Annotated in this window: 12 protein-coding genes and 1 pseudogene; all 13 read right to left on the bottom strand. The window is 44.5% G+C overall.

Going from position 1 to position 12,818, the window contains the following annotated elements:
- Positions 1-2: 2 nt before the first annotated feature.
- Positions 3-854 (bottom strand): conjugative transposon protein TraN, encoded by an 852-nt coding sequence (gene traN, locus DW917_RS00695; protein ID WP_118115520.1) that lies wholly within the window; start codon positions 852-854, stop codon positions 3-5.
- Between the two features lie 15 nt (positions 855-869).
- Positions 870-2,069, bottom strand: a complete 1,200-nt coding sequence (gene traM / locus DW917_RS00690; RefSeq protein ID WP_118115518.1) for a conjugative transposon protein TraM — start codon at positions 2,067-2,069, stop codon at positions 870-872.
- The gene (locus tag DW917_RS00685; RefSeq protein WP_118115516.1) at positions 2,047-2,469 is read right to left on the bottom strand and encodes a hypothetical protein; all 423 of its coding nucleotides are present in this window, start codon (positions 2,467-2,469) and stop codon (positions 2,047-2,049) included. Before DW917_RS00685 ends, traM begins: the two co-directional genes overlap by 23 nt.
- Before the next feature lies 1 nt (position 2,470).
- Positions 2,471-3,085, bottom strand: coding sequence for a conjugative transposon protein TraK (gene traK / locus DW917_RS00680; protein WP_118115514.1), 615 nt, complete (start codon positions 3,083-3,085; stop codon positions 2,471-2,473).
- A 28-nt stretch (positions 3,086-3,113) separates the two neighbouring features.
- Entirely contained in the window at positions 3,114-4,244 is a 1,131-nt protein-coding gene (locus DW917_RS00675) for a hypothetical protein (protein WP_118115512.1), read from the bottom strand.
- 3 nt (positions 4,245-4,247) lie between these two features.
- The gene (locus DW917_RS00670) at positions 4,248-5,027 is read right to left on the bottom strand and encodes a DUF5045 domain-containing protein (RefSeq protein WP_118115605.1); all 780 of its coding nucleotides are present in this window, start codon (positions 5,025-5,027) and stop codon (positions 4,248-4,250) included.
- Positions 5,028-5,052: 25 nt separating this feature from the next.
- A complete protein-coding gene (locus DW917_RS00665) occupies positions 5,053-5,796 on the bottom strand; it encodes a hypothetical protein (protein WP_118115510.1) in 744 nt (247 codons plus the stop codon).
- Positions 5,774-8,335, bottom strand: a complete 2,562-nt coding sequence (locus tag DW917_RS00660; protein ID WP_118115508.1) for a hypothetical protein — start codon at positions 8,333-8,335, stop codon at positions 5,774-5,776. Before DW917_RS00660 ends, DW917_RS00665 begins: the two co-directional genes overlap by 23 nt.
- Positions 8,336-8,362: 27 nt before the next feature.
- A pseudogene (locus DW917_RS00655) lies at positions 8,363-10,903 on the bottom strand (TraG family conjugative transposon ATPase); the annotation flags it as partial.
- 151 nt (positions 10,904-11,054) lie between these two features.
- Positions 11,055-11,357, bottom strand: a complete 303-nt coding sequence (locus tag DW917_RS00650; protein ID WP_233524582.1) for a DUF4133 domain-containing protein — start codon at positions 11,355-11,357, stop codon at positions 11,055-11,057.
- A 29-nt stretch (positions 11,358-11,386) separates the two neighbouring features.
- Positions 11,387-11,743 (bottom strand): DUF4134 domain-containing protein, encoded by a 357-nt coding sequence (locus tag DW917_RS00645; protein WP_117694246.1) that lies wholly within the window; start codon positions 11,741-11,743, stop codon positions 11,387-11,389.
- 86 nt (positions 11,744-11,829) lie between these two features.
- A complete protein-coding gene (locus tag DW917_RS00640; RefSeq protein ID WP_118115504.1) occupies positions 11,830-12,141 on the bottom strand; it encodes a DUF4134 domain-containing protein in 312 nt (103 codons plus the stop codon).
- A 22-nt stretch (positions 12,142-12,163) separates the two neighbouring features.
- Complete coding sequence (locus DW917_RS00635; RefSeq protein ID WP_233524581.1) at positions 12,164-12,577, bottom strand: hypothetical protein; 414 nt, start codon at positions 12,575-12,577, stop codon at positions 12,164-12,166.
- Positions 12,578-12,818: the final 241 nt, after the last annotated feature.

Below are 12,818 nucleotides of genomic sequence, written 5' to 3'. Positions count from 1 at the left end.
TCTTATTCCTCCATCATTAAGTATGAGTTGAATGAGTCGGCATACAGAACATCTTCATAGTCTATATCCAAACTGATGGTTCTTCCACTAATCTGCTTCTCAGAAATCTCAATAGTTAGCACCTTGTCGTTAGGGAATGTCATCTTTTTTAGGACGAGAACGTTTCTATAACCATATTTGAAGGTCTTGGACTGGTCAAGCACCATAGCTGGCGTAAGTTCAATCATCTGGGCATTAGTTGCCTTGGAAACCTTCTTGTCATTCAGCTTGATACGCATCTCGTCGATGTCAAAGCGGATATTGGTGCGGTTCTCGATGCTGAAATCAATGAAGAAGTATTCTCCTACAGAGTAGATGTTGTTCAACCTCATGGTCATTCTGTGTTGCTTGGTGCTCACATTTCGTATTCTTGCCGGTGAGTTCCATATCTTTCGGGCATATCTGGTCATATCCTCAGTACTCATAGATACAGAAGGATTATGGTATGGAATCTTCTCCGAAGCAAGAATCTGTTTGTCTGTGACTGCTTCCTGCATTCGTGTAGTGTATATCAGAGCGTACTGGGTTCTGTAACGCTCTGTAACTATCGTCACAATAGCAAGGATGTCACCATCTGCATGAACAGTAGCACCTTCCTTGGGTTTCAGACGGATGGTATTGTTGATTGGCTGGTCACCGACCACGGCATCCGTAGAAATGTCAACGAAACGGACTGGCTCTGAGGCGGTAATGACTGTTGTGACATTCTCATTAATGGTAAGCTGCTCCATTTCCAGATACGTCTGTTGTGCCATGGATGGGAGGGAGGCTAATGCGCATACTGCCAATGCGCAGATTTTCTTGATAGTCTTCATATTCGTATATGTTTATTATTTATCTTTCTGGTTTGAACGTGAATTGATGAGATACACAAAGGTTCCATATTTCAGCTTGGCAGAGTTCTTCTTGATGGCCTTACTGATGGCGTTGCTTGTCTTCTGAACGGCATTGGTAACGGCTTGTGCTCCCCAGGATGCCAGATTGCCACCTCCAGTAGATGTGCTGTTGGTAAGGGTTGAAGTGTTGCTCAAAGCACCGCTACCAACATCTTTTGTGGTCTCTCTGAACTGGCTGCTTGGTACATATAATCCTTCAAGTCCGTCGGTATCATAGAGCGAAAGGTTTACCTTGACGATGTCATCATCTACCATGATACTCTTGACTGTGCCCTTGACACGCTGTGAACCGAAGCCGCTCATGGTGGCATAGATGTAGGAACCTTTATGAATGACCGTTTCATTGATGACAATATCATCGAGCAGACGAAGTCGTACTCTTGATCCATCCACCGCCTTGATGTTCTCGTCTATGATAGCCTTGATAAGTCCAGCTTCCTTGTCATTGTCACACAGGGTGTTGAAGTAGTCGGAAGTAACCTTGACCTTCTTGACGACCTCATGCGGTTCATCATCGGTCTTCTTCTTTTCCGGAATTTCAACCTTTCCTTCCTTGGCATCGCCCGTTTTGGCAGTTACTTCGGCCTGCATGGATGGGGTAGAGACCTGCTGAGCCTGCATCCTTGCCTGGGCAATGGCTCGATTGAGTTCTTCCATCGCCTCCTGCTCACGCTGTTTGCCACGAGCTAAGCGATCATTTTCTGCAGAATTGTTGCCTTTGGCGATTTCCTGGCCTTTCTGTGCGCTCTCCTGTAGCTGCCTTTGCATCTCAGAGAGTTTCTCGGCTTCCTGGGCTTCCACCTGTTTACGTTCTTCATCTGAGTACTTTGTATCATACTCTTCCTTGGTATCTTCTTCATTGCGTTCAATGTTTCCTACTGCTGAATAATCGTCTATCTTACCGTATGATTTGAGCATACTCTCATACTTGTTACCAATACCGTCTCCCTTCATTTTGGCATCAGGCAGGTCTGGATTAAGATACTCGGTCGTAGTGAGACCATCAGGAACCTCTGCCTTCTCCGTATGAAAGAGGTCAATGACGAAGTAGCCGACAAACAACAGAGGAAAGTAAATGATAAGCGGTATCATATACTTGGGCTGTTTCCAGTTAATCTTTTTCAATGCGTCCATCGTTTTCTATCTTTTCGTTATTATTCTTTTGATTATCTCTATTCATGGCAGGATGCGTGGTGTAGGCATTTTCAACAGCTTTCCAGACTTTGCTGTGTCGCAGACGCAACATCTGCTCTTGCCTTTCCGTAGCACTTTGTCTTGACTGTTGATGACTATACACCACTACCAACCTGTAGATGTTCAGACCAAAACAGAAGATTATGAAACCAAATACAAGGTAGAGGAACAACCGTTTATGGTCATTAGCAAACAGTTGTACCTTGGCTGCAAGCACATCAAGCTTCATAGTCTTGGCAAACTTGCGTCCTGCCTGCACCTCAGTCTCATATCTCTGACGATATTGAGGATCATCTTTGTCTGGCATCTTTTCACCGATAAACATTTTCTTCCATCCCATATCAATATGTCAGTTTGGTCTTTTGTTCTATATCCTTATTGAGAAGGGTTCTCCAGTTGGTGATGAGCAAACCATGTGGGTTATTGTCAGTTCGGGGAACTCGCTTCAAATGACCTGCCGTCACAAGTTCTCTGGTAAGAATGCTTGTGCGTCGCTCAATACGCTGTCTGCCATAGTAGGTGAACTCCATCTTCTCCTTGTCGAACTTTATACTGTCACAGAAGATGCTGAACACGGCACTCGTACCCATGATGTTTGAGTAGAAGCCTTTCTCCTTCAACGTATTGTACTGCGCAAGACCCGTTTCATCGACCAGATACATGGCTTTATTCATTGTATATTTGATGTACTTGTCATCTGGCGCAAGAGTGAAGAAGTAATGGTGGAACATCTCCACATGGCTCTTTGCTTCCACATCGAGTGTTTCTTCCATGGTGCTGCGCTGAACGAGAATAGGAACATTGCCATCCAGCACATACACTTTCTGATGAGCATCCGAAACCATTTGCTTGGCTGTCCAAATGCTGGAGATACAGATGATGATGCAGCCCACAAGGAAGAGTGAGCAGATGATCATCACCAACTTGATTTTATTTTCGAGATTCTTTATTACCATACCTTATTATATATGTATTATTTGCTGTTTACATCACTTTGCTAATCATGCCTTGGGTTGAAATCTTGGCTTGCTGTGCCACACCTTCACCGAAGTTTCGGGTAGAGAAAGCTGTATCTCCTTCTGGAATCATCCATGCTGCAAGGTCTGCAACGAGGTTCAGACATTTCAATGCCACAATGCTTGCTGCCATCAGATAACCGGCAGAGAAGAACGAGTTCTGCAGGTATGCTGCCATCGTCTGCTCACTTTCGGTAATGGCAGTAAGGTTCTCCACCTGAATACAGAGCACTATATCAAATAGTAACAGAACATAAAAGCCCACGAAGTATAGCATTGCTCCATAGAAATGTACCGTGAGATAACGTATCAGCCACTTTGACCAGACTCCTTCCCATTTCGGCAAGAGAGAAAATGCCCATTGTATCGGACCGAATATCGTCAGCATACCCAGGAGTATCTGTTGGCAATAGATGGTTGCCCACCAGCCTATGCGGAAGACTATCAATGCGATGAGCATGATTACCTTGTCTATGCCTACCACTGCACCAGCTGTGAGTGACGTGAACCAGAGCTTTGAAGCATCAGTTTCCATGTTCGTCACTTCATCCACACCTGCCTGTTCCATGGTGGACTCTATCAGGTTTGGATCCGATGTGCCGGAATGGGCTACGTCTGCCTGAGCCTGTAATGAGTTATAAAGAGTGTCTCGTGTATAGATGAGTTCCTGGACTTCTTCAAACTTATCCTCAATCTGTGCAGACTCTGCTTCATACAAGTCGTGGGTGTATGAACCTATGCAGTTAGGGATATAGGAGAGAAAGTCAAGTACACACCAGCTGCTGCCGCTGTTTGTTATGCCGGTATCTGCAGGTGGGTACCACCAACAGAGAATGACACTGACCACAAGAGGCTTGAACAGCTTCATGATGTCTATCGGCTCATGCTTTACCATCATCTTGTAGGCCATACTGCCAGCTACGACTATCGAGAACAGCGCAGCCAGAGCCATACACATCTGCAATATCCACCAAAATGGACCTTGGGAGCCTGTGAACGTGGCATCACAAAGGAACTCGTTGGTCTGGAATATCACATCATCAATCTCCTGTTCGAGGATCTTGATACCGAAATCGGAAAGGATGTTTGAATCTGCCATGTTTTATTGTCTTACTATGTTATTGTCTTGGGAGTCATCAGTTCCTGAGCCTCCAGAGTTATTTCCTATATTCTTTTTGCCTGCTTCACGCCATCTGCTGATTGCTGATGATGCGTGGCTGGCTACATTGTTTCTTCTTTCAAGTCGTGCAGCAAGCAAGGAGGAGGTCTTTCTCTTGTTGCTTAGTTGGACTAAAAAGGAGATAAGTGTCTCATTCTGCTTGGTAATGTCATCATAGATGGCAAGAAACTGCTGTTTGCGCTGGGCATTGGGCATATAGGCTTCCTGCATCTCCTTGATGGCAGTCTTGTACATCTTGTAGTATTCTGTCCATCGTGTCTTGTCTGAAACAGAACCACCAGCGCTTACTATTCGGTCAATATTCGCCTGAAAGTCCGAGAGCTTGGAGTTGATCTTGGTTCCTTCTGCAAGCCAGGCAATGTCAATCTGCCGGTCTGCAATGTTGAGTGCTTCTATTTCTGCTCGTTGGGTAAGAGATGCTTTGATACTGTCAGCAACATCCACCTGCTGATATGCAGAGACTCCTGCCATGGTTCTGAAAAACTGCTTGTTCTTTTTTGCTGAAGTCTTCTGATAGCTGTTGTGTAAGGCATCATAATAGAATGCAGGAGTGAGACCACCAGAACCAATCTCCTGAACCGTAATCTGATTCATCTTGGCTGCATCATGGTTGTAACTCACATATCCTTGGGCTGATGCGTTAAAGCATAACGTCAAGCCACATAAGCAAAGTGCTGTCCGTGAAGATATTAAATGTTTCATATTCATTGATTTTTTATTTATTATCCTAATAGCCTAAATATCCAGCGCCTCTCCATCTTCCAAAGGCATCACTTATGATTTCCTCTTTGCTCTTGGCACGGTACACGTGCTTTTTCCAATAGCCGATTCTCACTTGGATATATCTCCATGTTTCGAAGTATGCCTTGTTGAGATGCTTGTTGATGTTGTCGAGCGAGTTGTTGATGCTCGTAATGATGAGAAGCAAATCTGACGTTGAACATGCCGCAGCTCCAGTAGCATATAGCAGCAAATCACTGACTGACCTATAGAGATTGTCGCCTTCATCTGCAATCTTAGCCAAAGCCTTGGTGTTGATGGTGATAATCAGCGTATCGGTACTCATGATGTTTCCTCTTTCCAGGCATTTCTTCCTGAAATCATTGAGCATCTTTCTATAGTCACCGACTTTGTCACTCACATTCTCATAGGTGCTGTACACATTGAGACTGGTACGGAGTGACTGATACAGAATGTCAATCACATCAAATGCCCTGGTGTACTTATCCAGTTCCTTGTTGATGTCCCTGAATCCAATGTTGGCATCGCCGCTGTAGTCATGCAGCAGTTTATTGCTTGCCTCCAAGGTGGAACGCACAAGCAGCAGACTGCGCTGTTGCTTGTGGTCTTTGATATAGGCCTCGATAGAAACTGCATCAAAGCCTACCTGAGCCTTTGCTGCTGAAGGCAAAAGAGTCAACAGACAAATGAGTATTGTCAGTATCTTGCTATTCACTGTTGTCTTCTTCATCGTCATCATATTTTCCGTTATAACTATCTGAATGTCCACTATCGGCTGCATGTCGCAACCATCGTTTCCTGCATTGTTCAATGAGAGTCTGTCTTCTGCCTTGCTCGTCATTCAGTGGGGGAGCGACACTTCTTAAAATGTCTATGATGGAATGCTTGTAGTGCATCATCTTCTCCAATGACACCAAATCGGCAAATATCTTGGTGAGACGGCTGTCTATCTGGCGTGCAATCTCCAGACGGTCACTTGACCAGAGCAAATGATAGGTATCATCCGTATTGTCTGATTCTACAGGGCTACTCTTGGCATATTCAACCGTTGGATCACAGTCTGGATATTCACGGGCAATTTCTGCAAGTTTGGCATTCACTTCGGCTGCTTTCTCTTCATCGGTCTTAGCCGGGTCGAGGTTTACTACAGCCACAACTTGCGTATCGCTATATTCCGTGGTCAGAGTCCATGAAATCTGCACAATGGCACGGTGTATCTTGATGCCCATGAAGTACTTAGGCTTTCTTGCTATAGAGACTGCTGCCTTGAAGGTGATGACACCATTGATATTAGGCATGGAAGCAGTACGAACGAAAGTATTACCTTCCCAAGCCCCCGACCCATTCCAACTGAGATTATAGGCAGTCTTGCAATCCTGCATGATGGCCGGTATGCGGTAATAATCATCTGTCACTGCATTTTCTCCATCAATGGCCTCTTGCTTTGCCTTTTGGTACTGGGCAAGTTCTGATTCGGCAGTGCTTTTATCAGACTTCAATGCTGTGATGCGGTCTTTGTTGGCATTGTACTGTTGACGATACCTCGCAGCATCATTCACATTTGAATTCTTGATTTTTCTCAGAAGTTCCGAATTTTCTACCTCCAAGTTTGTGATTTCTGACTGAAGAGAAGCTATTTTCCTCTCTGTCTCCGCAATCTTGGAATCAATCTCTGAGGTGTTGACACTTTCATGAGTGACACTTGTGACCATAGCACACTGCTTGGTGTGACCATTTACGCTACTTCCACAACTCGAACACTTGTATTGGGTTGACGCTTCACCAAGTTTGGTACCGCCATGGCAGGTAACACTGATGGTTGCTGTTTCACATCCTGCAATCTTCTTGGCATCGGTTGTCTGATAGTATCTCTTTGCATCACTTGAAAGATAGTAGGTGTAACCTTCCTCGTTATCATTGAGTTCTTTCAGTCGTGCATTCAATCCGGCTTTGAACGTGTTCATGTCCATTGTGTAGGAATCAAAGACATCCTCATAGGCAACTTCCTTTTTATACCAGCTCTTTGAAACATGAATCTCGTAAGCATAGGCTTTAGCATATTGACCACTTTTCTTCTTGCTGAGAATATAGCCTGACATATAGTAGGTTATGCTATAATTGTAGCCGTCATTCGAGTTGTTATGCTGCTGAACATCACTTCGACTCCATCCTGCATGGCTTTCAGAGTTTCTCAATGCAGCTTCTCTTTCTGCCGATGTTGGAGTATAGTTTTTGTCCTTTGTGCTGATACGATACCAGTGATCACCTTTGATGATGGCATCATTGTCTGTAGGTGGATAGTAATCGCACAGCTTCACATTACCGGCATCAACTCTATAGATATACCATCGCTGGGTGTAGTATTGTCCCATTCCTTCACGGGCATAGTCTGTTACCCAAGAGGTCAGATTGTAGTTCGATAAAGAGAAGAGATTTGCAATGCTGTCCCTTCCTCCAACAAACTGCAAGAGCGTATTGCCTGCATTTGCAGACAGACTGTTGTAGAGTCCATACACATTTTCTGCAATCTCAATGACGCTGCTTGTCTTATCCATCATCGTACCACTGAAACTACTGTTGCCAAGGATTGAGCCTACAGCATTACCAGCTCCAGCAGAGGCAAGGTTGACTCCCATGGCATACAGGTTGTCTATGTCTTCCTTCAGATTCTCCTTCGTAAAGTTGGAACCGAACCCGGAAAAGTTGTCAAACATCGCTTCCCAATCTACGTTACCCAACTCCGAGAGTTTCAGAATAGCCGCCAATTCCTGGTTGATCTCCAGAAATGCAATATCCTTGAACGAGAGGGTGCTGTTGGTGACGATTGACTCAAACTGATAGCAGAGAGTCTTGGTCTCTTCACATACCTTATATAAATAGCTTCCCCAGTAGAGAGCATTCTGTGGACTTTTGAGCATCATTCCAGCTACAGTCCATATCTTCGGCATGATCTTGGCCGACACCATGTTGTAGATACGGCGGTAATAGTAGTTCTCCGTCGAACTTGTCCATAGTCCCAGATGGGTGAGGGCTTTACGGTCAAGGAACTTTGAAGTAAAGATTCCTGCCGCAGCCACCTCTGCCGCCTGATAGTGTTCACGTATCTTAGCTACCTGTTCGGCATAATACGCCTCAGTAGCTGCCTCTGTTGCAAAAGCGGCTGTCATTGCTTCTACAGTGCGTTTGTCATAGTTTACACTGTAGTACTGTGCCATCGTCGGTACTACGGCACAGAGATAGAGAGTAAGTATTATCAGATAGCGTTTCATTGTTTGAATATTATCGTTTATGACTTGTTACATATACTCATCAAATTTCCTCTTGGGTTTGAGGTTCAGCACATGGCCAGTCTGGTTCACCTTCTGGGCAAATGGTAGGGATTTGGTGATTCCTGACAGTTCCCAGTCTCGGCAATAGGCTTCGATGGCATGTTGATGGTCGCATTGCAACTCTTTCTTGTAGAGTTTCAGCGCTTCCTTTTCTGCTCGCTCGGTGGTATAGGTCATATAGCACTCGTGAGGTTCCTCAACTCCAAACACGCCTCCGACACTTCCTCTTCGGATAAAGACTTCTCGGAAGAAGCTTCTGCCTTCCTTATTTTCAAGTCGGTTGATGGTGAAGATCTTCTTGCAGTCCACATCTGTCAAGCCAAGGATTGCCTTGATCTCGTCGAAACGTTCACGGAACTTGCTTTGGTCAAGCAGCATCACCACATCAGAGTTGTTGATGATGGCTTCCTTCACGATAGGACTTCCCACAATGTCCTGGATCTCCTGAGTAACCACACCCACCGATGCCCAGAACTTACGGGCTGTCTTGTAGAGGTACTTGATATATTCTGCCATCATTGGCGAAGCTATGGCTTTCCATGCCTCTTCAATGACAAGCACCTTGCGGTTCTTTTTGATACGCATCTTCTGGATGAAAACGTCCATGATGATAAGTGTAACAAGAGGGAAGAGGAGAGGGTCATCCTTGATGGAGTCAATCTCAAAGACGATGAAGGTCTCATCAAACAGCTTTGTGTCGAGGTTCTCATTGAGTGTAAGCTCATGACTACCGCCCTTGTAGAAGTCCTTCAGCAGATAGTTGTAGGATGCCAAGTCAATTCCTGCCAGGTTGTTCTCCTTTATAATCTGAGGAATACGGACTTTACTGTACTCGTAGAAAGTGTTGAACGACAGGTTCTCTATTTGTTTCTTCATGAAGTATTCATCGAAGTATTCCGTGATAACCTGCTCTATGAGACGGTCTTCCGTCTTGGTGACTTCACCTTGGGTTCCTTTCCAGATGAGCATGACCAGATTTTTCAGGAAGCCTATCTTCTCGATGTTCAACTCCTCACGCTTGATGGCAAAAGGATTCATCGTGATAGGATGCTCGTCTGTGTAGCTGATATACTTGCCACCAACATATTCGCAGAGTCCTTCATATGAATTACCGGTATCAACCATCACAACGTCGGTGTTCTGTTCCCACATCTGACGGACTACACTATTCATGTGGAAGGACTTACCACTTCCAGACGGACCGAGGCAGAAGAAATTGGAGTTGTCCGTTATCTTGTTCTTTCCTTCCTTTCCGCTGATGTCGATGGCCACAGGCACACCTTGGCGGTCTGTATAGTAAATCTTCAAAGGCGTTTCCTCACTATGCTGAATGCGCTCTTTGTACATGAGGCAGGCTGCTGCATCACTGAGAGTCAGGAATCGGTCATACTCTGGGTTGGTGGAGTAGCAATTACCAGGGAATGAGTTGACAAATAGTTCCAACTGGTTGTAGGCTCTTTTGCTGATATGAATGCCCAATCGACCAAAGGAGTTCTCCAGATGGTTGGTACATTTCTGAATATCAGCATCTATAGGTACTCCAACGACAAGGTTGAAGTGGGCATATACCAACTGCTTGTTTTCTCTTGCTATCACATCCTGCACCTTCTTGATGTCCTCCACGGCTATCTGGTTGCTTGGATTTGGCATACTGGCATGACGATTTTTCTTCTTGTCGAGTAGGGAGAGTTCTCTTTTCTGGTTAGGAATGAAGAACATCTGGTTATACACAACTACATCGGCAGAAGGAATGCTGTCAACCAATGATACCATATCCACTGGCATGGAAACATTGTTCACCTCAATGTTGGTGAAAGGACGGACTATAGATGGTGTGCTGACACAATCAACATCAACAAGACTATACACCTTGCATCGTTTGTTGCCCATGCTGATAGACTCTTCATCGACTTTGAAGTTGGTCATAGACACAACCTTGTCGTTGAAGTTCATGGAGAAATAGCGGTCAACATATTCACGAGCTGTATTTCCGTCCAGGTAGGAGGCTTCCACGCCAGAGTCCTTCAACTGGTCTTTGACTTTTCGGATCTTCACCACAAAGTCACGCCATTTCTTGCTGTCAAAAGAGAAGATACGGCTTTTCTTATTCTCCTGGGTGATAATCAGATAAGTCTGGCTGTCGGTATAGGAACGTCCATTGAAATACTTGAAGTAAGACTCTGACAAGAACTCATGGTTGTCGTTACTCTCATCCTGGAACTGCTTACGCACGAAGACATCCTGCTTATGAATGGCATAGCCTTCACCGAGGGTCTGGGCAAGTGCGGTGACAAGATGATTGAACTCATAGTAGCTGTCTATGTTTGCAGAATACTTCTGCACTGGGTTCTCCATCTTCAAAATGGCTGAGTATTCGCCAGTCTTGGTATAGAGCACGCCAATGCCATCCACATCTTCAACAGAGAAGTAGATGTCCTGAAAGATCTTCTTGCGCTTTCCTCCGGTTCCAAAGGCAGAGACTGAGATAGCCATGCCTATGAGTATTGCTACAAATGCTATGATTACATATATGATCATTGTTATTTGCTCTTTTATCAAATGAAGATAGGCTCATCCTTGCGAGAGGGTGAGCCTACCGATTTACACTATTCAGATTTCAACACACTTGCTCATTTGTTTACGTTTGAATTTTGTTTGATTACATTCTATGCGAACAAGCATAGATGAACACACCATGCTCTTCCTTCTTGGTATGCAACCCTTTCTTCTGTTTGAAGAAGATGAGAGCAGCTCCCGAACAGAGGGAAACAGCAAGAACCACAAGACCAACCACAAAGCCAAGGATGCAATATGCTATGATAAAGCCGAGGATGGCTCCACCAATGGCACAGGCTGCCCAGGTGATGTAGCGTCCCTGGAACCCCATAAATTCAAGGGGCTTCTGGAGACCCTTGAACATGGGATAGCTTACGTACTGATTTTCGTTTACTTCTCCTGACATGATGTATTCTTTAATGCTTGAACGATAGATTAGAGGCCGAAGAACAAAGGCAGAGCCTGGGCTGCAGCAACGAGGAAGATACATGCGCCAACAACCATCATGATCTTCTTCTTGACATCCTGCTCCTCATTGTTCATAGCGATGTAAACGCTGATAGCACCTACAACGGCAACTACACCGGCAATGGCATAGCAGAGCTTAACCACAAAAGGTACATACTTGGCAATCTCCTCCGTCACAGTAGCGAGGGCATCTGTTCCGGCTGTGTAATCACCAGCTGCGTTCTGTGCATAGGTCGCCAATGTTCCACAGAAAAGGAGCATGGCGAGCGTCTTCATACGCTTGGCACTGAAAAGTTTTTTTGCGAAATTCTTGATTTTCTTCATTTGATTTCTTTTGATGTTACTTAAAAAAATTACACTCATTTATCTCTCCTGCAGGTTGAGATGTTTTGTTATCCTATCTTTTTACCTTATACTATATTATAACCGAAGAATGCAGGGAACAGGATAGTTGCACCTATCATGAAAAGGCAGGCTCCAATCAGCATCATGATGGATTTGGTTACGTCACCTTCGCCCGTATTCATCTTTATATAGATTTGCAAAGCTCCTATGATGGCTACGATGGCAGCTATGGCATACACCAGATAGACTACATAGAGCATCATTGTTACCGTAAAGTCATGAGCATTGCTCAGTGCGTCTGCTCCCCAGCTATAATCGACACCTCCGCATTTGGCTGATGCCAACATTGGCTGGAAGAGCATGACACCTATTAACATTATGGCAAACAAAAGATTGTGTTTACAGCTTATCTCTGGCATTCTTCTTTTCTATTTTTCGGGTGTTGTGCTTATTGTTGAGATTCTGCATAAACTCATCTGAGAGGTAACTGCATTGTGGCACTGGATCTATGTGCTCCAAAATCTCATGGTTCTTCTCGTTGAGTTCGTCACTGGTCACGGTATGTGACTGTGGCTGCTGCGATTGCTCTTCATCTGAAGGAGGTTGCGGATATGGCACGTTTCCTGTCGGGTTGACAACTCTGAGTCCATCATCCATGATTTGCTCCGTGAAGGTCATGTCACCCTCGTCAGGACCCTCGTTGCGTTCTTCGATTGCAACTGGCTGTTCCTCATTGGTCAAATCACCTACATCATAGGTCTCTTCTTCTGTTTTCTTTTCATCCTTCTTTCCATGTAGGTCTAATGTGATCATTACTGCAAAGTACACTACATACACAAAAGTGAGGACGAGCGCAAAAATTACGAATCCTGACATTTTCAATCTGAATTTTATTTGTTATTTTTATTGTTATCATACTCGGAACTTACATCCGACGAGTCGGCGTATTTCCCAAAAACAGTGCAAAGGAACATATATTTGTGCGATAAATGAAAAAACAAAGCTAAAACTGTTTCAGTCTTAACACAGATTATAAAAGAAGTATGATAATATT

Origin of the sequence: Prevotella sp. AM42-24 (assembly GCF_003461825.1) — a bacterium.
Lineage (GTDB): Bacteria > Bacteroidota > Bacteroidia > Bacteroidales > Bacteroidaceae > Prevotella > Prevotella hominis.
Note: the sequence above shows the minus strand (reverse complement) of the source record. Positions and strands in the feature narration are given on the sequence as shown.

Bases quoted from the DNA above. Each gene is read 5' to 3' on its own strand.
- DW917_RS00660 (WP_118115508.1), bottom strand. From the start codon at position 8,335: ATGAAACGCTATCTGATAATACTTACTCTCTATCTCTGTGCCGTAGTA.
- DW917_RS00685 (WP_118115516.1), bottom strand. From the start codon at position 2,469: ATGGGATGGAAGAAAATGTTTATCGGTGAAAAGATGCCAGACAAAGAT.
- DW917_RS00635 (WP_233524581.1), bottom strand. From the start codon at position 12,577: ATGATCACATTAGACCTACATGGAAAGAAGGATGAAAAGAAAACAGAA.
- DW917_RS00645 (WP_117694246.1), bottom strand. From the start codon at position 11,743: ATGAAGAAAATCAAGAATTTCGCAAAAAAACTTTTCAGTGCCAAGCGT.
- traN (WP_118115520.1), bottom strand. From the start codon at position 854: ATGAAGACTATCAAGAAAATCTGCGCATTGGCAGTATGCGCATTAGCC.
- DW917_RS00670 (WP_118115605.1), bottom strand. From the start codon at position 5,027: ATGAAACATTTAATATCTTCACGGACAGCACTTTGCTTATGTGGCTTG.
- DW917_RS00650 (WP_233524582.1), bottom strand. From the start codon at position 11,357: ATGTCAGGAGAAGTAAACGAAAATCAGTACGTAAGCTATCCCATGTTC.
- traK (WP_118115514.1), bottom strand. From the start codon at position 3,085: ATGGTAATAAAGAATCTCGAAAATAAAATCAAGTTGGTGATGATCATC.
- DW917_RS00675 (WP_118115512.1), bottom strand. From the start codon at position 4,244: ATGGCAGATTCAAACATCCTTTCCGATTTCGGTATCAAGATCCTCGAA.
- traM (WP_118115518.1), bottom strand. From the start codon at position 2,069: ATGGACGCATTGAAAAAGATTAACTGGAAACAGCCCAAGTATATGATA.
- DW917_RS00665 (WP_118115510.1), bottom strand. From the start codon at position 5,796: ATGAAGAAGACAACAGTGAATAGCAAGATACTGACAATACTCATTTGT.
- DW917_RS00640 (WP_118115504.1), bottom strand. From the start codon at position 12,141: ATGTTAATAGGTGTCATGCTCTTCCAGCCAATGTTGGCATCAGCCAAA.